Here is a 20,721-nt window from a genome sequence, read left to right as displayed (position 1 = left end):
GTGAGCGCCACCCGCCATCTTCGTCAAAAATATCTTGTTAGTACAGCGCTTTACCGCTGCTGTCTTTCACGTTGGTTTTCCATGCAGCACGGACCTGCTCAACCACGCTGTCCGGCAGGCTGGCGTAATCCAGATCGTTAGCCTGCTTGCCGCCGTTTTTGTATGCCCAGTCGAAGAACTTCAGCACCTCAGCGCCCTGCTCAGGTTTCTTCTGCTCTTTGTGAACCAGGATGAAGGTCGTGGAGGTGATTGGCCACGCGCCTTCGCCTTTCTGGTTAGTCAGATCCTGCGCAAAGGATTTGCTCCAGTCAGCGCCTTTCGCGGCGTTAGCGAAGTTCTCTTCGGTCGGGCTTACCGGTTTGCCGTCAGCAGAAACCAGTTTGGTGTAAGCCAGGTTGTTCTGCTTAGCGTAGGCGTACTCTACGTAGCCGATAGAGCCAGGCAGACGCTGTACGAACGCGGCGATACCGTCGTTACCTTTTCCGCCCAGACCGGTTGGCCAGTTAACGGTAGAGCCGGAACCGACTTTAGATTTCCACTCTTCGTTCACTTTCGCCAGGTAGCTTGTGAAGACGAAAGAGGTACCGGAACCATCCGCGCGGCGAACCACGGCGATATTCTGCGAAGGCAGCTTCAGGCCTGGGTTGAGTTTAACGATCGCTTCGTCATCCCATTTTTTAATTTTACCCAGGTAGATATCGCCCAGGGTTTTGCCGTCCAGCACCAGCTCGCCTGATTTCAGGCCAGGGATGTTAACGGCCAGCACAACACCACCGATCACGGTTGGGAACTGGAACAGGCCTTCCTGATTCAGTTTCTCGTCAGACAGCGGAGCGTCTGATGCGCCGAAATCAACGGTATTCGCGGTAATTTGTTTTACGCCACCGGAGGAGCCGATACCCTGATAGTTAACCTTATTACCGGTTTCCTTCTGGTAGGTATCCGCCCATTTGGCATACACCGGCGCAGGGAAGGTTGCACCAGCGCCAGTCAGGCTTGCCGCTGCAAAAGCAGAGAAAGCGCTCAGAGATAAGGTCGCGGCGACAACAGTTGCGACAGTGGTACGCATAACTTTCATAATGTCTCCTGCAAGGATTTCGTAAATCATTGTTTAAGTGGCTACGATGAGCAAAATAGGACAAACAGGTGACAGATAAATGTACGAATTATGACAGTTTTATGACAATGAAAATTTCACTTAAAGAAAAAGAAAACTATATATATTTATCAATGATTTAAGTTGAAACATGACAGCAGGGTTTCAGTAATATTTTCTTTATGTGACACTGAAAAAATAGCTGAAAATGACAGATTGTCATTAAAAAAGGCTCCACCTGATGGTGGAGCCTGGAAGGATTATTCTACGGTAACGGATTTCGCCAGGTTACGCGGCTGGTCAACGTCGGTGCCTTTGATCAGCGCCACGTGATAGGCCAGCAGCTGCAGCGGAACGGTGTAGAAGATCGGTGCAATCACCTCTTCCACGTGCGGCATCTCAATGATGTGCATGTTGTCGTTGCTGACAAAACCGGCATCTTTGTCGGCGAAGACGTACAGAACGCCGCCGCGGGCGCGAACTTCTTCGATGTTAGACTTCAGTTTTTCCAGCAGTTCGTTGTTCGGTGCCACAACGATGACCGGCATATCTGCGTCAATCAGCGCCAGCGGGCCGTGTTTCAGCTCGCCTGCCGCGTAGGCTTCTGCGTGGATGTAGGAGATCTCTTTCAGCTTCAGCGCGCCTTCCAGCGCAATTGGATACTGATCGCCACGCCCCAGGAACAGAGCGTGATGTTTGTCAGAGAAATCTTCCGCCAGCGCTTCAATGCGTTTGTCCTGAGACAGCATCTGCTCAATACGGCTCGGCAGCGCCTGCAGGCCGTGAACAATGTCATGCTCAACGGAAGCATCTTCGCCTTTCAGACGCGCCAGCTTCGCCACCAGCATCAGCAGAACGGTCAGCTGAGTGGTAAACGCTTTGGTGGAAGCTACGCCGATTTCGGTGCCCGCTTTCGTCATCAGCGCCAGATCGGATTCACGCACCAGGGATGAGCCTGGGACGTTACAGATGGCCAGCGAGCCCAGGTAACCCAGTTCTTTAGACAGACGCAGCGCCGCCAGCGTATCCGCCGTTTCGCCGGACTGAGAAAGTGTGATCATCAGGCTGTTGCGACGCACCGCAGACTTGCGATAGCGGAACTCAGACGCGATTTCCACGTCGCACGGCACGCCCGCCAGGGATTCAAACCAGTAGCGAGAGACCATACCGGAGTTGTAGGAGGTGCCGCAGGCCACGATCTGAATATGCTCGACCTTGCCGAGCAGTTCGTTCGCGTTTGCCCCCAGCTCGCTCAGATCAACTTCACCGTGGCTGATGCGCCCGGTCAGGGTGTTTTTGATGGCGTTTGGCTGCTCGTAGATCTCTTTCTGCATGTAGTGACGGTAAGCGCCTTTGTCGCCCGCGTCGTACTGCAGATTCGATTCGATCTCCTGGCGCTTCACCTGCTCGCCTTTGGTGTCGAAGACGGTCACGCTGCGGCGAGTCACTTCCGCGATATCCCCCTCTTCCAGGAAGATAAAGCGACGGGTGACCGGCAGGAGTGCCAGCTGATCGGAGGCGATAAAGTTTTCACCCATGCCCAGACCGATAACCATCGGGCTACCGGAACGCGCTGCCAGCAGCGTGGATGGATCGCGTGAGTCCATGATCACCGTACCGTACGCACCGCGCAGCTGAGGGATAGCGCGCAGCACCGCATCACGCAGCGTACCGCCCTGTGCCAGCTCCCAGTGCACCAGGTGAGCAATCACTTCGGTGTCAGTTTCAGAGACGAAGGTATAGCCGCGCGCTTTCAGTTCTTCGCGCAGCGGTTCGTGGTTTTCGATAATGCCGTTGTGCACCACCACAATGTGTTCAGACACATGCGGGTGCGCGTTACCTTCAGACGGTTCGCCGTGCGTCGCCCAACGGGTGTGCGCGATACCGGTACCACCGTGCAGCGGATGTTCTTCCGCGGCCTGAGCCAGCATCTGCACTTTACCGAGGCGACGCAGGCGGGTCATGTGCCCTTCTGCATCCACGACAGCCAGACCGGCAGAGTCGTAACCACGGTATTCCAGACGACGTAAACCTTCGAGAAGGATTTCAGCAATATCACGCTGCGCAACTGCGCCAACAATTCCACACATATTTTAGATTCCGAATTTAGGCATTATGCCTGCGTTGTCGCTGACCTGTATTTTCCCTTCCGGGCGCCCCGAGCCTTGTAGAGAGTGGGGTTATTTTTATGGGTACTACCTGTGGGGGGAGGATTATGTTATCCCCTCACCCCGGCCCTCTCCCCAAAGGGGCGAGGGAGAAAAACACCGCACCGTTCAATTCCCCTCTCCCCTATGGGGAGAGGGTCAGGGTGAGGGGCGTATATTGTTGTTACTTCTTCTTCACCGGGCGTTTCCAGCCCTGCTTGTGTACCTGCGGCACACGGCTTAATACCAGCTCGTTATCGGCGATATCGCGCGTAACGGTTGTTCCGGCTGCAATCGTTACCCCGTTACCCACGGTAACCGGTGCCACCAGCTGTGTATCGGAACCGACAAACACATCATCACCGATGATGGTTTTAAACTTGTTGGCACCGTCATAGTTGCAGGTAATGGTGCCTGCGCCAATGTTCACGTTGTCGCCAATTTCCGCATCGCCCAGATAGGTCAGATGACCGGCTTTCGAGCCTTTACCCAGACGCGCTTTTTTCATTTCCACGAAGTTGCCCACGTGCGCGCCTTCCAGCAGCTCAGCACCCGGGCGCAGACGCGCAAACGGGCCGATGGTACAGGCGGCATCCAGACGGGCATCTTCCACCACGCTGTACGGGCTGATTTCGCAGTCGTCACCGATGACGCTGTTTTTAATCACGCAGCCGGCGCCAATTTTGACGCGGTTACCCAGCGTAACGTTGCCTTCAAGGATAACGTTAGTATCGATCTCAACGTCGCGCCCGTGAGACACGGTGCCGCGCAGATCGAAACGCGCCGGATCGCGCAGCATCACGCCCGCCAGCAGCAGTTTTTCGGCCTGTTCTGACTGATACACGCGCTCCAGGCGGGAAAGCTGAAGACGGTTATTCACCCCTTCGGTTTCGCTAATACGCGCCGGATGAACCGCCGCAATCTCACGTCCTTCCTGGTACGCCATCGCAATGATGTCGGTGATGTAGTACTCACCCTGCGCGTTGTTGTTGTTGAGCTGCGATAGCCAGCGCTTCATGTCCGCGCCATTGGCAATCAGGATACCGGTGTTGATCTCCTGAATCTGACGCTGTTCGTCGCTGGCATCTTTATGCTCAACAATACCCGTGACGTTGCCGTTTTCACGGGTGATACGGCCATAACCGCTTGGATCGTCCAGCACGACGGTCAACAAACCAATGCCGCCCTGTGGTTTGGCAGCACGCAGGCGAGTCAGCGTTTCAACGGAGATCAGCGGAACATCGCCGTAGAGCATCAGGATGTCTTCGTCATCCGCAAAGAAAGGGGCGGCCTGCTGCATCGCATGGCCTGTGCCCAGCTGTTCGGCCTGAAGCACCCAGTTGAGCTTGTCATCGCCCAGCGTCTTTTTAAGCAGATCGCCACCGTGGCCGTAGACAAGGTGGACCTGACGGGCGCCCAGTTCATTCGCTGCATCAATGACATGCTTCACCATTGGCTTTCCTGCCAGCGTGTGGAGCACCTTAGGCAGATCGGAATACATGCGGGTACCTTTGCCTGCGGCAAGGATCACCACGCTCATCGCACTGTTTGACATACGCATCCTGACGGTAGTTTGAGAGAGAAGTAAAAACGTTTGATGCCTAAAATTCTACATCTTTTACATCATGAATTAAGGATCAAAAAAAAAGCCAGCCTGGTATCCAGACTGGCTTTTGTGCTTTTCAAGCCGGTGTTACATCGCTTTTTTGGTCAACTCGATAACGCGCAGTTTCGCGATCGCTTTGGCCAGCTCCGCAGACGCCTGAGCGTAATCCACGTCACCATGAGAGCTGCTAATGTGCTCTTCAGCCTTACGCTTCGATTCCAGGGCTCGCGCTTCGTCGAGATCCTGGCCACGAATAGCGGTATCGGCCAGAACGGTCACACTGCCAGGCTGCACTTCAAGAATGCCGCCGGACAGATAGATAAACTCTTCGTGACCGAACTGTTTAACGATGCGGATCATACCAGGCTTAATGGCGGTGAGCAGCGGTGCGTGACCCGGGAAAATACCCAGTTCACCTTCACTACCCGTTACCTGGATTTTCTCGACCAGACCAGAGAACATTTGTTGCTCTGCGCTGACGACGTCCAGGTGGTAAGTCATTGCCATATCACCCTCCGATTAAGGCGTTAAAGTTTTTTGGCTTTTTCCACGGCTTCTTCGATGGAACCAACCATGTAGAACGCCTGCTCTGGCAGGTGATCGTATTCGCCTTCCATGATGCCTTTAAAGCCACGGATGGTGTCTTTCAGGGAAACGTATTTACCCGGAGAACCGGTGAATACTTCCGCAACGAAGAACGGCTGGGACAGGAAGCGCTGGATCTTACGCGCACGTGCTACCACCAGTTTGTCTTCTTCAGACAGTTCATCCATACCCAGGATGGCGATGATGTCTTTCAGTTCCTGGTAACGCTGCAGCAGGGACTGTACGCCACGCGCGGTGTCGTAGTGTTCCTGACCAACAACCAGTGGATCCAGCTGACGGCTGGTGGAGTCCAGCGGGTCAACGGCCGGGTAGATACCCAGAGACGCGATCTGACGGCTCAGTACCACGGTTGCGTCTAAGTGCGCAAAGGTGGTTGCTGGAGATGGGTCAGTCAAGTCATCCGCAGGTACGTATACCGCCTGAACGGAGGTGATAGAACCGGTTTTGGTAGAGGTGATACGTTCCTGAAGAACACCCATCTCTTCCGCCAGGGTCGGCTGGTAGCCTACCGCTGAAGGCATACGACCCAGCAGTGCAGATACTTCCGTACCGGCCAGGGTGTAACGATAGATGTTATCAACGAACAGCAGAACGTCACGGCCTTCGTCACGGAATTTCTCAGCCATCGTCAGGCCAGTCAGCGCAACGCGCAGACGGTTTCCTGGTGGCTCGTTCATCTGGCCGTAAACCAGGGATACTTTGTCCAGAACGTTGGAGTCGGTCATTTCGTGGTAGAAGTCGTTACCCTCACGAGTACGTTCACCTACACCCGCAAACACGGAGTAACCGGAGTGCTCGATCGCGATGTTACGGATCAGCTCCATCATGTTTACGGTTTTACCTACACCCGCACCACCGAACAGACCAACTTTACCGCCCTTCGCAAACGGACACATCAGGTCGATAACTTTGATACCGGTTTCCAGCAGTTCCTGAGAGCTGGACAGCTCTTCGTAGGAAGGTGCCGCGCGGTGGATAGCCCAACGCTCTTCTTCACCGATGTCGCCCTTCATGTCGATTGGCTGACCCAATACGTTCATGATACGACCCAGTGTTGCTTTACCTACCGGGACTTCGATCGGGTGCTCAAGGTCTTTAACTTCCAGACCACGACGCAGACCGTCGGAAGAACCCATCGCGATGGTACGCACGATACCGCCGCCGAGCTGCTGCTGAACTTCCAGCACCAGGCTCTCGTTACCATTCTGTACCTCAAGCGCGTCGTACACGCGTGGTACGGCGTCCTGAGGGAACTCGACGTCCACCACGGCGCCGATTACCTGGACAATCTTTCCAGTAGCCATCTTGAATCCTCTACGTAATTCGTAAACCTGGTTAAACCGCGGCGGCCCCCGAGACGATCTCGGTGAGTTCCTGAGTAATGCTGGCCTGACGAGCTTTGTTGTAAACCAACTGCAGCTCTTTAATCAGGCTGCCGCCATTATCGGTCGCGGCTTTCATCGCCACCATTCGTGCGGCCTGCTCGCTGGCCAGGTTTTCTACAACGCCCTGATAAACCTGAGATTCAACGTAACGACGCAGCAGGGTATCCAGCAGCGGTTTCGGATCGGGTTCATACAGGTAATCCCAGGCTTTCTGCTTCAGCTCGTCATCTTCTGATGCCGGTAACGGCAGCATCTGAGTGAGCGTTGGAACCTGAGACATGGTGTTAATGAATTTGTTGCTGACAACGTACAGTCTGTCCAGGCGGCCTTCATCGTAGGCCTGCAACATCACTTTAACCGGGCCGATCAGTTCAGACAGGGACGGGTTATCACCCATACCGGTCACCTGAGCGACAATGTTGCCACCAACGGAGTTAAAGAAAGAGACGCCTTTAGAGCCAATCAGTGCCAGATCGCACTGAACGCCTTTATCAGACCAGCCTTTCATATCCGCCAGCAGTTTTTTGAACAGGTTAATGTTCAAGCCGCCACACAGACCACGGTCAGTCGACACCACCAGGTAGCCCACGCGCTTAACGTCGCGTTCTTCCAGGTAAGGGTGCTTATATTCCAGATTACCGTTTGCAAGGTGACCAATCACTTTGCGCATGGTCTCTGCATAAGGACGGCTGGCCGCCATGCGATCCTGCGATTTACGCATTTTGGAAGCGGCGACCATCTCCATCGCTTTAGTGATCTTTTGCGTGTTCTGGACGCTTGCGATCTTACTACGTATCTCTTTTGCGCCGGCCATGAGCTTCTCCTCAATGCCAGGCGGCTTGCCCTGAGACAAGCCGCCGGACGATTACCAGGATTGGGTTGCTTTGAAGGAATCGAGGATAGCTTTCAGCTTGCCTTCGATTTCGTCGTTATAGCCACCGGTCTGGTTGATCTCTTGCATCAGCGGAGCGTGATCACGGTCGACGTAAGCCAGCAGAGCGGCTTCGAAGCTACCGATTTTCGCCAGTTCCACATCTTCGAGGTAACCGCGTTCAGCCGCGAACAGTACCAAGCCCTGCTGAGCAACAGACATTGGAGCGTACTGTTTCTGCTTCAGCAGCTCGGTCACTTTCTGACCGTGGCTCAGCTGTTTACGGGTTGCTTCGTCCAGATCGGATGCGAACTGAGAGAACGCAGCCAGTTCACGATACTGTGCCAGCGCGGTACGGATACCACCGGACAGTTTCTTGATGATCTTGGTCTGAGCAGCACCACCCACACGGGATACGGAGATACCCGGGTTAACCGCCGGACGAATACCGGAGTTAAACAGGTTGGTTTCCAGGAAGATCTGACCATCGGTAATGGAGATTACGTTGGTCGGAACGAACGCAGAAACGTCACCCGCCTGGGTTTCAATGATCGGCAGAGCGGTCAGAGAACCTGTTTTACCCTTCACTTCACCTTTGGTGAAGTTCTCGACGTATTCCGCGTTAACGCGGGAAGCACGCTCCAGCAGACGAGAGTGGAGGTAGAATACGTCGCCCGGGAATGCTTCACGTCCTGGTGGACGACGGAGCAGCAGGGAAACCTGACGATAAGCAACAGCCTGTTTAGACAGGTCATCGTATACGATCAGCGCATCTTCACCGCGGTCACGGAAGTATTCGCCCATTGCGCAACCAGCGTATGGCGCCAGGTATTGCAGTGCAGCAGATTCAGAAGCGGTAGCCACAACAACGATGGTGTTAGACAGCGCGCCGTGCTCTTCCAGTTTACGAACCACGTTAGAAATGGTGGACGCTTTCTGGCCGATAGCCACGTACACACATTTGATGCCGGAGTCACGCTGGTTGATAATGGCGTCGATTGCCATCGCGGTTTTACCGGTCTGACGGTCACCGATGATCAGTTCACGCTGACCACGACCGATTGGGATCATGGCGTCAACGGACTTATAACCAGTCTGCACTGGCTGATCAACGGACTGACGGTCGATAACGCCCGGTGCGATAACTTCGATTGGGGAGAAGCCATCGTGCTCAACCGGACCTTTACCGTCGATTGGCGCACCCAGGGTGTTAACAACGCGACCCAGCAGGCCACGGCCAACCGGCACTTCCAGAATACGGCCAGTACACTTAACCTTCATGCCTTCGGCGAGGTCAGCGTATGGACCCATCACAACTGCACCTACGGAGTCGCGCTCCAGGTTCAGTGCGATAGCGTAACGGTTACCCGGCAGGGAAATCATCTCACCCTGCATACAATCGGCCAGGCCGTGGATGCGGATAACACCGTCACTTACAGAAACAATAGTACCTTCGTTGTGAGCTTCACTCACAACACTGAACTGAGCAATGCGCTGCTTGATCAGTTCGCTGATTTCGGTGGAATTCAGTTGCATGCTCCAGTCCCCTTAAGACTGCAAGACGTCTGCAAGGCGCTCAAGACGGCCGCGTACGCTGCCATCAATGACCATATCACCCGAGCGGATGATTACGCCTGCCATTACAGACTTATCGATTTTGCAATTCAGCTTAACTTTGCGTGACAGACGTTTTTCCATCGCGGCGGTAATTTTCGCAAGCTGTTCGTCACTCAGTTCAGTCGCGGAAGTCACTTCGACTTCTGCAGTAGCTTCACTAAGGGCACGTAAGTGCTCAAACTGCTCGAGAACATCCGGGAGCACACGGAGACGACCATTTTCTGCCATCACCTTAATCAGGTTCTGGCCGTTGGCATCCAGTTGCTCTCCGCACACGGCGATAAACGACGCGGCGAGGGTTTCAGGTGCTAACGCACCGGAAAGCAACTCGGCCATTTGTTCGTTTTTCGTCACCTCAGCGGCAAACGCCAGCATATTCTGCCAGCGATCGACATTTTGGTGTTCGACAGCAAAGTCAAAAGCTGCTTTGGCGTAGGGGCGAGCTACCGTAACAAATTCAGACATCAGCCCCTCCCTCCTTACAGTTCAGCGACAAGTTTGTCCACGATGTCGCTGTTAGCAGCTTCATCCACGGAACGTTCGATGATCTTCTCGGCGCCAGCAACAGCCAGAATCGCAACCTGCTTACGCAGTTCTTCACGAGCACGTTTACGCTCAGCTTCAATTTCAGCCTGAGCCTGTGTCACGATCTTAGTACGTTCCTGTTCTGCTTCAGCTTTGGCTTCGTCCAGGATCTGAGAACGGCGTTTGTTAGCCTGTTCAATGATTACCTGAGCTTCAGCTTTCGCTTTTTTCAGCTGGTCTGTCGCGTTGGCCTGTGCAAGGTCCAAATCTTTCTTAGCGCGTTCTGCGGAAGCCAGACCGTCAGCAATTTCTTTCTGACGTTTTTCGATGGCAGCCATTAAAGGCGGCCATACATACTTCATGCAGAACCAGACAAAGAGAATAAACGCGATGGCCTGGCCGAGGATTGTTGCGTTCATGTTCACAGCACAATACCTCTTAAATTTCTGTGGCTTGGGGTTTTAAAACAACTACTACGCGACAGCAAACATCACGTACAGACCCAGACCTACAGCGATCATTGGGATTGCATCCACCAGACCCATAACGATAAAGAACTGAGTACGCAGCAGAGGAATCAGATCAGGTTGACGCGCTGCGCCTTCCAGGAATTTACCTCCGAGGATGCCGATACCGATCGCAGCACCGATAGCCGCCAGACCCATCATCACAGCGGCAGCCATGTACAGCAGATCCATATTCAGGTTTTCCATGACAGTCTCCAGTTTGTTTCAATTAAAACGTAGTAGTGTTGGTAAAAAATCAGTGCTCTTCAGACGCCATCGACAGATAGACGATCGTCAGAACCATGAAGATAAAGGCTTGCAGCGTAATGATCAGGATGTGGAAAATGGCCCACGGCACATTAAGAATCCACTGTGACCACCACGGCAGAAGACCCGCGATCAGAATGAAAATCAGCTCACCCGCATACATGTTGCCGAACAGTCGCAGACCCAGTGAAACAGGTTTGGACAGCAGGCTAACGCCTTCCAGGATCAGGTTGACCGGAATAAACGCCCAGTGGTTGAACGGCTGCAAGGTAAGCTCTTTCACAAAGCCGCTTACGCCTTTCATTTTGATGCTGTAGAAAAGAATCAGGATAAACACGCCCAGCGCCATCGACAGGGTGATGTTCACGTCCGCGGACGGTACCACACGCAGCGCAGGCAGGCCGAAGATGTGCTCGCCGATGAACGGCAGCAGGTCAATTGGCAGCAGGTCCATCAGGTTCATCAGGAAGACCCAAACGAACACGGTCAGGGCCAGCGGAGCAATCAGCTTGCTCTTACCATGGTACATATCTTTCACGCTGCCATGGACGAAGCCGATGATCATCTCAACGAACGTCTGGAATTTCCCTGGAACACCGCTGGTCGCTTTTTTAGCAACGCTGCGGAACATGGCCAGGAACAGAAGACCCAAAACCACCGAGAAGAACATGGAGTCGATGTTGATCGTCCAGAAGGTGGCCGGGGGGTTATGTGGATCCACCAGCGAGAATGTACGCAGGTCCAGCTGAAGGTTATTCAGATGGTGACCTATGTAATCCTGCGGCGTCATATTTTCTGAAGCCATGATGCCTTTTACCCTTTGTTATTGATTACAGCTGGAGCCAGAACTTGTACCACCAGCACCAAAACCCACGTTGCTATCAGCGGCATGAATACCACTTTCAAAACCGCCAGCGCCATCACCAGTAGAGCAAAGGTCAGCAACACCTTACACACTTCGCCGAGGGCGAAGGACCAGGCCACGCGGCCTTTGGCGGGTGTATGCGCCTGATGACGCCAGGCAAAAATCATAAACAACACGTTTGGCAGCACGACCGCCAAACCCCCGCACACGGCGGAGATGCCCCAGAAGGGGTCTTTGAGGCTAAACAGCAGTCCACTTGCTATCACAGCCAGAAACTGAATGAACAGAAGCTTACGAGCAACGTTTCTACTCAAGAGCGACACAGACATCACGTTTTTACTCCTGCTCCCTTCGAGGTATGCCGCGTGTCGTATAAAACGTCCTTTAAGGCTCAGAGTCAAGCATCAAAAAGCGGACAAATTATACGGTGCGTACCCGTGATTTCAAACATTAAGTAGCGAAAAGGTGAATAAATGTTTAAATATTTTTCCCCACCGCTATTTTTTAACTTTCGTAGAAAGCATCGACCTTCGAGCAAAACTGCAAACAGCGCGAAAACGTTGACTACAAAGCGTGCACGAGATCACAAAACACACATTTGCGATAAGGTTGTATTTATCAAAGCCGTAATTCGCCCAGAATTATCTTTCTGAAATTAAAGATAAAATATCGCAACTATTTTCAAAACAGCCCCGTACACAATAAAAACCTTTTATTGACATTCTTAATAAATATTTAACATTGTGTTCTGGTTACAGTCTTCCACTTTTAGCAGGCTGATATTTTCATAGTTGACTATCTTCACGATGAATAATCAGCGCGAGGTTAACTGCAAGAAAACCCATAGTAAAAAAGTGGTTAAACGCTCTCTGATAAATCCCGGGTAGTTGTGCTGTTTTTTAACATGCTCAGAACAGCACAAATTCCACATTTTTTATTAATTTTTTAAAAATTGTTTGGCTTAATTATCACCAGATGACGTTCACCATCGAGCTGAGGAACGTTTAATTTCTCGATGGTTTCAACGCTAAAACCGTCCGGAAGCTGTTCAATTTCATCACCGGGCAGCTGTCCTTTAAGCGCATAAAAACGGCCATCGACTGCCGGCAGATGCTTACACCAGCTCACCATGTCATTGAGCGAAGCAAACGCGCGGCTGATAACACCGTCAAACGGCGGCTCCGCCGGGAACTCCTCTACCCTGCTCTGTACGGGCGTGATGTTATCCAGCTTAAGTTCATGCTGGACCTGACGTAAAAAGCGCACGCGCTTGCCCAGGCTGTCCAGCAGCGTGAAATGGCTCTCAGGTCGGACAATCGACAGCGGAACGCCCGGTAAACCAGGCCCCGTCCCCACGTCGATAAAACGCTCACCTTTCAGATACGGCGCGACCACGATGCTGTCGAGAATATGGCGTACCAGCATCTCGTTGGGGTCGCGAACAGACGTCAGGTTGTACGCTTTATTCCATTTGTTCAGCGTATCGACATACGCCACCAGCTGGTTTTTCTGGTGATCGGTGAGCGAAATACCTGCCTGATCCAGCAGACGAGAGAGTTTATTGAGCACGGTGAATACCTGTTTAGAAACAATTTGCCCGGTGGCGCTAACGCTTACCGGGCCTACGAACGATGTTGGGCGGGTAAGCAAAGCGCCACCCGCCAAAACGACTGCAATTACGCGCTGCGGCGCAACATACCCTGCTTTTTCAGCCACACCAGCAGAATCGAAATCGCGGCAGGCGTGACGCCGGAGATCCGTGAAGCCTGGCCAATCGATACCGGTTTGTGATCGTTCAGCTTAGCGATCACTTCGTTGGACAGGCCCGTCACCTGACGGTAGTCCAGCATTTCCGGAAGCAGCGTGTTTTCGTTGCGCTGCTGTTTTTCGATCTCATCCTGCTGACGCGCGATGTAACCTTCGTACTTCACCTGTATTTCGACCTGTTCAGCGGCTTCCGCGTCTTCAAGACCCGGGGCGAACGCGGTGAGTTTCACCAGATTCTCATAGGTCACTTCCGGACGACGCAGCAGATCTTCGCCGCTGGCTTCCCGCGAGAGTGGCGCAGTTAAGTGAGCGTTCACTTCGGCAGCAGTTTCCGCCTGCGGATTTACCCACGTGGTTTTCAGGCGCTGGCGTTCCTGTTCAATGCGCTCCAGCTTCTCGTTGAAGCGCGCCCAGCGTTCGTCATCCACCAGACCCAGCTCGCGGCCCATCTCGGTCAGACGCAGGTCGGCGTTGTCCTCGCGCAGCATCAGACGATATTCCGCGCGAGAGGTAAACATACGGTACGGTTCTTTGGTGCCCAGGGTGCAGAGATCGTCAACCAGCACGCCCAGATAGGCCTGAGAACGCGCCGGCGCCCATCCCTCTTTCTCGGCAGAGAAGCGAGCGGCATTCAGACCGGCCAGCAAACCCTGCGCTGCGGCTTCTTCGTAGCCGGTGGTGCCGTTAATCTGGCCCGCGAAGAACAGACCGTGGATGAATTTGCTCTCCAGCGTCGGCTTCAGGTCACGCGGGTCGAAGAAATCGTACTCAATAGCGTAGCCAGGGCGAACGATTTTCGCATTCTCCATCCCCTGCATTGAGCGAACAATCTGCATCTGCACGTCGAACGGCAGGCTGGTGGAGATGCCGTTCGGGTAAATTTCGTTTGAGGTCAGCCCTTCCGGCTCCAGGAAGATCTGGTGCTGGTTACGATCGGCAAAGCGCATCACTTTGTCTTCGATCGACGGGCAGTAGCGTGGGCCTATCCCTTCGATCACGCCAGCGTACATGGGGCTGCGATCGAGGTTATTGCGGATCACGTCGTGGGTTTTCTCGTTGGTATGCGTGATGTAGCACGGTACCTGCTGCGGATGCTGCGCCGCGTTGCCCATGAACGAGAAGACCGGCATCGGGTTATCACCGTGCTGTTGCGCCAGCACGCTGAAATCAATGGTCCGCGCATCAATACGCGGCGGCGTACCGGTTTTCAGGCGGCTAACGCGCAGCGGCAGCTCACGCAGACGACGAGACAGTGGAATAGACGGCGGATCGCCGGCACGGCCACCGCTGTAGTTATCCAGACCGATATGAATTTTGCCGTCCAGGAATGTCCCGACTGTCAGCACTACGGCTTTAGCACGGAACTTGAGGCCCATCTGGGTCACGGCGCCCACAACGCGATCGTTTTCAACGATAAGATCTTCTACCGCCTGCTGGAAGATCATCAGGTTCGGCTGGTTCTCCAGTGCGGTGCGTACGGCCTGACGGTAAAGCACGCGGTCTGCCTGTGCACGGGTGGCACGAACAGCGGGGCCTTTACTTGCGTTTAGTATCCTAAACTGGATGCCAGCCCGATCGATCGCTTTCGCCATCAGGCCGCCAAGTGCATCCACTTCTTTTACCAGGTGTCCTTTCCCAATGCCGCCAATCGCCGGATTACAGGACATCTGTCCCAGCGTGTCGATATTGTGTGTCAAAAGCAGGGTCTGCTGACCCATACGCGCTGCGGCCATTGCGGCCTCAGTGCCTGCGTGACCCCCGCCAATGATGATGACGTCAAAAGGATCCTGATAAAACATGGTGGTCTGCCTCGCGTAAAGCGGTATGAAAATGGATTGAAGCCCGGGCCGTGGATTCTACTCAACTTTAGTCTTTCGAGAAAGCATTGGGATCCTGGGCTATTAAAAAGAAGATCTTTTTATTTAGAGATCTGTTCTATTGTGATCTCTTATTAGGATCGCGGACCCATGTGGATAAGTCCGATCCCGCAAATAAGATCATGCAGTTAGGAAGGATCGTTTGCTGTGAATGATCGGTGATCCTGGACCGTATAAGCTGGGATCAGATCGCGAGTTTATACACAGGCTAAAAACTAAGCCACGGTTGTTATTTGGATAACTACGGGTTAATACGAGCTTTTAACCAGAGTTATCCACATCTGTTCGCGCGATCTTTAATCGTTTTTGAGTAAATTTTTCCATTCCGCGAGCCAGATCTCGGCCGGATCCTCCGGAATGTCATGATCGAGGATGTTGATCTTGAGCGTTTCACCCAGCTGTTTTGCCCCACAAGAGGTAACAGCGGCTTCGACTTTCTCTATTGCCCCGCAGAAGGTGTCATATTCACGACTGCCGATCCCCACCGCGCCAAAACGGACGTTTGACAGGTCGGGCTGCTGTTCAAGCAGTTCGTCATATAAAGGTTGCAGGTTATCCGGCAGATCGCCCGCGCCGTGCGTGGAGGTGATCAGCAGCCAGACCCCGTCATTCGGGAGATCTTCAAGCAGCGGCCCATGCAGGGTTTCCGTGGAAAAGCCCGCATCTTCCAGCTTCTCAGCCAGGTGTTCCGCTACATATTCCGCACCGCCAAGGGTGCTGCCGCTGATAAGGGTAATGTCCGCCATTGATCGCTCGCTCAGATAAAGAGGGGATCATTGTACGCTGTGAACGAGCTGGGATCTACCTGTGGAAAATGTGGGAATGAATTTGCCCGATCACGGGCGGATGGTACGCATGATCGGGTTTTGCAGGGAGATCAGTGTCTCGGTGGACTGAATTTCATCGATTGTTTGGATCTTGTTGATAAGTACCTGCTGGAGAGCATCGATGGATCGGCACATCACCTTTATAAAGATGCTGTAGTGCCCGGTGGTGTAGTACGCCTCGGTGACTTCATCGAGCGCGTTAAGCTTCGCCAGCGCGGAGGGGTAGTCTTTTGCGCTTTTAAGAATAATGCCGATGAAGCAGCAGACGTCGTAACCCAGCTGCTTCGGGCTGACGTCAATGCGCGCGCCGGTAATGATCCCTGCCTGCTTCATTTTCTCTACGCGAACGTGAATGGTTCCCGGGCTGACGCCAAACTGTTTTGCCAGTTCGGCGTAGGCTGTACGGGCATTGGCCATTAAGGCCTCCAGAATGCCGCGGTCCAGATTGTCGATCTGATAATTTTCCATAGCTTTTTCTTATGAAGATTAATGAATACCTCTATTCTAGCGTCATATTTTAACGAATCAAAAGTGAAGGCGGCTTTTTGTTGATGAGTTATTGAATTAAGTACCGGTTCTGTTGCTTAATCATTACCAACAGGACGCAGGAGTATAAATAATGAAAACCGCTTACATCGCAAAACAACGCCAGATCAGTTTCGTAAAATCCCATTTTTCCCGCCAGCTGGAAGAGAAGCTTGGTCTTATTGAAGTTCAGGCGCCAATTCTGAGCCGCGTGGGTGACGGGACGCAGGATAACCTGTCTGGATGCGAAAAAGCGGTACAGGTGAAAGTGAAAACATTGCCTGACGCACAGTTCGAAGTGGTTCATTCACTGGCGAAGTGGAAGCGTCAAACCCTGGGACAACACGACTTCAGCGCGGGCGAAGGGCTTTACACGCACATGAAAGCTCTTCGCCCCGATGAAGACCGTCTCTCCCCGATTCACTCTGTCTACGTTGACCAGTGGGACTGGGAGCGCGTAATGGGAGATGGTGAACGCCACGTCGGCACGCTGAAATCGACCGTTGAGGCGATCTACGCCGGGATCAAAGCGACCGAAGCGGCCGTGAGCAAAGAGTTTGGTCTGGCACCGTTCCTGCCGGAAACGATCCACTTTGTCCACAGCCAGGAACTGCTGAGCCGTTTTCCGGATCTGGATGCCAAAGGCCGCGAGCGGGCGATCGCCAAAGAGCTGGGCGCGGTATTTCTGATTGGCATCGGCGGTAAACTGTCTGATGGCAAGCGTCACGACGTTCGTGCGCCGGATTATGATGACTGGAGCACCGTGGCCGAAAGCGAATATGCCGGTCTGAACGGCGATATTCTGGTCTGGAACCCGGTTCTGGAAGATGCGTTTGAGCTCTCTTCTATGGGGATCCGCGTGGATGCTGACGCGCTGAAGCGCCAGCTGGCGGTGACCGGTGATGAAGATCGTCTCAAACTCGAGTGGCACCAGGCGCTGCTGCGCGGCGAAATGCCTCAGACGATTGGCGGCGGTATCGGCCAGTCCCGTCTGACCATGCTGCTGCTGCAGCTGTCCCATATCGGTCAGGTGCAGTGTGGAGTCTGGCCGCAGCAGGTTCGTGAAAGCGTCGGTTCTCTTCTTTAATTAACGTCGCCAGCGTCTGAGCAGGCGGCTCCGCAACCCGGTATCAAAGCGCCAGATATGATCGAAGATGCGCATGATGCCGGGCTTTCCATGGGCGGACATCGCCACCGCATGAAAACGGTGCTGATGCACCCGCTGCAGCTCCTTCACTTTATTTACCACATCATCCGGCAGCCGCTGGGCAATAAAATCTGAAATCACTACTGCGTCAGCGTCGTACCAGTCGCCGCCCTGCATACGCTCCACAATGCTTCGAAAACAGCTGGCCAGATCGGTGCCGCCGCGAAAACGCTGGCTTAAAAAGCGGATGGCCTGCTCGATGCCCTGCTGGTTCGTCAGCTCATAGCCCACGACTTCGCTGGAGAAGAGCATGATAAAGCAGCGACGGCGATCGGCGAGCGCCACGCGCATCAGCGCCAGACAGAACGCCTTCGCACACTGCTCGTTAAAACCGCCCATTGAGCCGGACGTATCCACGCAAACAATAAACGGCCCGCGCGGCTGTTCATCAAAATCCTGATGAACGACAGGGCGCTGGCTTAGCTTCTCGCGCCAGGCTTCGCCGTGCAGTCGATAGGTGAGAAGCTGTTTTTCCACCAGCCGACGGTAAAACTCATACTCCAGTTCGGTCATTCCCAGCGTGCTTAGCTCCGTGGGCAGCAGGCGCAGGATGTCGTCGCTTTGCTGAAGTCCGTCGACCTGTTCCGGCACGGTGGCCGGTTCGCGTACCAGGGTGCGGAAGGTTTCCATCGGGGCATCCTTCTTTGGGACAGACTTTGCCTCCCTGGACCGACCCAGCTGTTCCGCGAGTTTCATCAGCTCCGGCTGCTGGGTTAAAAAGTCGCCGTACTTCACGATCTGCTGATAATCCCCGCGCCGCAGCTGCCCAGCGCTCATGTCCCAGAGGCGACCGGCGGCGTTTTCATTTTCTACCAGCACCTCTTCGAGCTGACCGCTCAGGGTCATACGTTCCTGGACTTCACTGAGCAGCTGCTCGCGCTCTTCATCCAGCAGCTGTTGGTTCAGCGAGGTGGCCTGGACGACCAGGCTCAGGCGCCAGCGCTGTAAAAATAGCGTGTGCAGCGCCGGGGTAATGGTGGCGTTTTCCGTGACCAGCGTTCTGGCCTGGCTGGCAAACGGAGAATGGACTTTATCGAGCAGCGCCAGGGTTTGCGGGATCTGGACGATAAACTGCGGCGTCGATAGCCGCTGGCACTGCTGATAGGCTGCGACTTCCTCCGTCAGTTCTGGCGGGACTTCCGTCTCCTTAAACCGCTGACGCAGGTTATCGCGCCAGCGCGGGAGATCGTCCGTCATTGCTTTTTTGAGCTTCGGGAATTTTTCAAAAAACGCCGCCAGCTGTGGGGACGCCAGAAGTGTTATCACCACCTCCTCAATTAACCCTTCCTCGCTGACCGCCAGCATGACGTTGAGCGTGTCCAGCGTTAGCATTGCCGTGCCTGTTTGATCTGCGCGCTGACGTCCTGCAGGCTGGCTTCAATGCGGCCTAACCAGTCGCTATGAATAAAGAGGCATTTTTGCTGCTCGCTGAAGCGGGTGTGCTGCTGGTGCCATTCGGTATCCAGCGCTTCCAGCTGCTGTTTGATCTCTTCCGGCACGCTGTCAGAGGCGGTGCCGGGAAGCGCAAGACGCGATCCCTGAAGGCTCACGTCGCGGATCACCAGGTGCTGACTGCTGTCCACTTCCATATTCAGCGGCTGCGCGAAACCGATGCCGTTGAGCTTACCGCGGATCTCTCCGCCCTTATCCAGCCACTGCGCCAGCGGCTCGCGCTCAATCGTAATGTGCACTACCTGCATATCATGCAGCTTGAGCGGCTGCTGGAGCAGCAATGTCAGCGTCGTGCCGGTCAGATCGGCGGGTAGCTCGTAATGCGGTTTGCGGGCGAACATGCCCCCCAGGCGATTCACTTTAAGCGCGGTTTTATCGCTTTGCTGCTGCTGGAGCTGTAAGCGCCGTTGGGCAATCGCCCCCAGTTGGTTGAGCATCGCCTGCTGCCCCCAGGCGTGTCCGGTCATCAAAACGTCCAGCTGCTGCTGCATCAGGTTCATGCCTTCTGCGTCGTGCCAGAGGCAGTCTTTTAGCAGGATCAGATCGATAGGGGCGACCGCGTCGCGACCACTGAACAGCGCGCTGGCCTGGAGGAGACGGATCGCTTTTTTCCAGCGACGGTCAGAGACATACGGGGCGGAAGGCAGTAAATCAAGCTGCTGGCGCAGCATGAAGATCAGCTCAAAAACGGCATCGGGCAGTTTTATTTTGCCGATCTCTTCCTGCCACTGATGGTACTCCTCGTCCGTCACCTGCAGTGACGCAGCCACCGGGTTTTCGTTCTCATCCTGCTGGCTCACCAGCATGGAGCGGAAGTTTGATTTATCCTGTACTTTATCCAGCCACAGGCGGATCAGCATACGGTCATACAGCGCTTCCAGGCTGCTGTCTGCTTCGGGAAGTTCGTTTGACGCGGCCACCAGCAGGCGCATGGGGATTTTCTCTTCACTGGCCCCGTTGCGGAAACGACGTTCGTTAATTGCCGTCAGCAGGGTGTTCAGAATGGCCGGGCCGGCTTTCCAGATCTCATCGAGAAAGACGATTTCCGCTTCCGGAAGATAGCCCGCCGTCAGACGCTCATAGCGCCCCTCGTCCTTCAGTGCCTGAATAGAAAGCGGGCCGAAAACTTCTTCGGGGGTGGAGAAGCGCGTCATCAAATATTCAAATGCACGGGCGTTCTGAAAAGCGAACTTCAGGCGGCGTGCAATCAAACTTTTAGCAATGCCCGGCGGACCCAGCAGAAACACGCTTTCACCGCTCAGCGCCGCCAGCAGGCAAAGGCGAATGGCGTGGCTACGCTCGTAAAGGCCTTTCTCCAGCGCGCTGCTGAGGCGGGAAATTCTTTCTGCTAATAAATGTGAGTGAGCCATAATAGTTTTGCATCCTTTCGCCGTTGTGGCGGCCAATTGAAGCGAGTATAGACGTTTCAGTCAGGGCTGGTAATAGGCTGAAGTGCGGCGCAATTTTCTTTGCGCTACATTAATGCGGTTGCATTTAGGGGTACGATTTTGCAATGAATCGTGCATACTGTGCGCTTTTTGTGGACCAAGGGACAGGAACACATTTGTTATTTAA

19 protein-coding genes are annotated in these 20,721 nt (G+C 54.0%); 1 reads left to right on the top strand and 18 read right to left on the bottom strand.

Annotated features, from left to right (window positions below; all coding sequences use genetic code 11):
- Window positions 1-37: 37 nt before the first annotated feature.
- The 16 genes from pstS to asnC form a co-directional block, all read right to left on the bottom strand.
- A complete protein-coding gene (gene pstS / locus AC4ICF_RS23325) occupies window positions 38-1,078 on the bottom strand; it encodes a phosphate ABC transporter substrate-binding protein PstS (protein ID WP_316380814.1) in 1,041 nt (346 codons plus the stop codon).
- 278 nt (window positions 1,079-1,356) lie between these two features.
- Window positions 1,357-3,186: a glutamine--fructose-6-phosphate transaminase (isomerizing) gene (glmS, locus tag AC4ICF_RS23320; protein WP_153657026.1), complete on the bottom strand. Its 1,830-nt coding sequence runs from the start codon at window positions 3,184-3,186 to the stop codon at window positions 1,357-1,359.
- Between the two features lie 241 nt (window positions 3,187-3,427).
- Complete coding sequence (gene glmU, locus AC4ICF_RS23315; RefSeq protein ID WP_316380812.1) at window positions 3,428-4,798, bottom strand: bifunctional UDP-N-acetylglucosamine diphosphorylase/glucosamine-1-phosphate N-acetyltransferase GlmU; 1,371 nt, start codon at window positions 4,796-4,798, stop codon at window positions 3,428-3,430.
- Between the two features lie 138 nt (window positions 4,799-4,936).
- The gene (locus AC4ICF_RS23310) at window positions 4,937-5,356 is read right to left on the bottom strand and encodes a F0F1 ATP synthase subunit epsilon (RefSeq protein WP_006177560.1); all 420 of its coding nucleotides are present in this window, start codon (window positions 5,354-5,356) and stop codon (window positions 4,937-4,939) included.
- Window positions 5,357-5,376: 20 nt separating this feature from the next.
- The gene (gene atpD / locus AC4ICF_RS23305; protein WP_003862362.1) at window positions 5,377-6,759 is read right to left on the bottom strand and encodes a F0F1 ATP synthase subunit beta; all 1,383 of its coding nucleotides are present in this window, start codon (window positions 6,757-6,759) and stop codon (window positions 5,377-5,379) included.
- Between the two features lie 31 nt (window positions 6,760-6,790).
- The gene (gene atpG / locus AC4ICF_RS23300) at window positions 6,791-7,654 is read right to left on the bottom strand and encodes a F0F1 ATP synthase subunit gamma (protein WP_003862364.1); all 864 of its coding nucleotides are present in this window, start codon (window positions 7,652-7,654) and stop codon (window positions 6,791-6,793) included.
- 51 nt (window positions 7,655-7,705) lie between these two features.
- Window positions 7,706-9,247 (bottom strand): F0F1 ATP synthase subunit alpha, encoded by a 1,542-nt coding sequence (gene atpA / locus AC4ICF_RS23295; protein ID WP_006808751.1) that lies wholly within the window; start codon window positions 9,245-9,247, stop codon window positions 7,706-7,708.
- Between the two features lie 12 nt (window positions 9,248-9,259).
- A complete protein-coding gene (atpH, locus tag AC4ICF_RS23290; RefSeq protein ID WP_003862369.1) occupies window positions 9,260-9,793 on the bottom strand; it encodes a F0F1 ATP synthase subunit delta in 534 nt (177 codons plus the stop codon).
- Window positions 9,794-9,807: 14 nt separating this feature from the next.
- Window positions 9,808-10,278: a F0F1 ATP synthase subunit B gene (gene atpF, locus AC4ICF_RS23285; protein ID WP_003862370.1), complete on the bottom strand. Its 471-nt coding sequence runs from the start codon at window positions 10,276-10,278 to the stop codon at window positions 9,808-9,810.
- Between the two features lie 48 nt (window positions 10,279-10,326).
- The gene (gene atpE / locus AC4ICF_RS23280) at window positions 10,327-10,566 is read right to left on the bottom strand and encodes a F0F1 ATP synthase subunit C (RefSeq protein WP_000429386.1); all 240 of its coding nucleotides are present in this window, start codon (window positions 10,564-10,566) and stop codon (window positions 10,327-10,329) included.
- 49 nt (window positions 10,567-10,615) lie between these two features.
- Window positions 10,616-11,431, bottom strand: coding sequence for a F0F1 ATP synthase subunit A (gene atpB / locus AC4ICF_RS23275; RefSeq protein WP_014881883.1), 816 nt, complete (start codon window positions 11,429-11,431; stop codon window positions 10,616-10,618).
- An 8-nt stretch (window positions 11,432-11,439) separates the two neighbouring features.
- Complete coding sequence (gene atpI / locus AC4ICF_RS23270; RefSeq protein WP_008500194.1) at window positions 11,440-11,820, bottom strand: F0F1 ATP synthase subunit I; 381 nt, start codon at window positions 11,818-11,820, stop codon at window positions 11,440-11,442.
- A gap of 616 nt (window positions 11,821-12,436) precedes the next feature.
- Window positions 12,437-13,060, bottom strand: a complete 624-nt coding sequence (rsmG, locus tag AC4ICF_RS23265; protein ID WP_316380845.1) for a 16S rRNA (guanine(527)-N(7))-methyltransferase RsmG — start codon at window positions 13,058-13,060, stop codon at window positions 12,437-12,439.
- A gap of 107 nt (window positions 13,061-13,167) precedes the next feature.
- Entirely contained in the window at window positions 13,168-15,057 is a 1,890-nt protein-coding gene (mnmG, locus tag AC4ICF_RS23260; RefSeq protein WP_032644275.1) for a tRNA uridine-5-carboxymethylaminomethyl(34) synthesis enzyme MnmG, read from the bottom strand.
- Between the two features lie 374 nt (window positions 15,058-15,431).
- On the bottom strand, window positions 15,432-15,881 hold the full coding sequence (mioC, locus tag AC4ICF_RS23255; protein ID WP_116343668.1) for an FMN-binding protein MioC: 450 nt from the start codon (window positions 15,879-15,881) through the stop codon (window positions 15,432-15,434).
- A gap of 90 nt (window positions 15,882-15,971) precedes the next feature.
- Entirely contained in the window at window positions 15,972-16,430 is a 459-nt protein-coding gene (gene asnC / locus AC4ICF_RS23250) for a transcriptional regulator AsnC (RefSeq protein ID WP_008500198.1), read from the bottom strand.
- Between the two features lie 151 nt (window positions 16,431-16,581).
- On the opposite strand from asnC, the gene asnA reads away from it, so the two are divergent.
- Entirely contained in the window at window positions 16,582-17,574 is a 993-nt protein-coding gene (asnA, locus tag AC4ICF_RS23245) for an aspartate--ammonia ligase (protein ID WP_116343669.1), read from the top strand.
- Here asnA and viaA read toward each other — a convergent pair whose 3' ends face one another.
- Both viaA and ravA read right to left on the bottom strand, forming a co-directional pair.
- Entirely contained in the window at window positions 17,575-19,026 is a 1,452-nt protein-coding gene (gene viaA, locus AC4ICF_RS23240; protein ID WP_316380810.1) for an ATPase RavA stimulator ViaA, read from the bottom strand.
- Window positions 19,020-20,516, bottom strand: a complete 1,497-nt coding sequence (gene ravA / locus AC4ICF_RS23235; protein ID WP_116343671.1) for an ATPase RavA — start codon at window positions 20,514-20,516, stop codon at window positions 19,020-19,022. Before ravA ends, viaA begins: the two co-directional genes overlap by 7 nt.
- Between the last annotated feature and the right edge of the window lie 205 nt (window positions 20,517-20,721).

It is taken from the genome of Enterobacter sp. ECC_219_Taxon_10 (assembly GCF_058354905.1).
The sequence above is the reverse complement of the archived record's forward strand: the minus strand, read 5'-3'. Positions and strand labels throughout refer to the sequence as shown.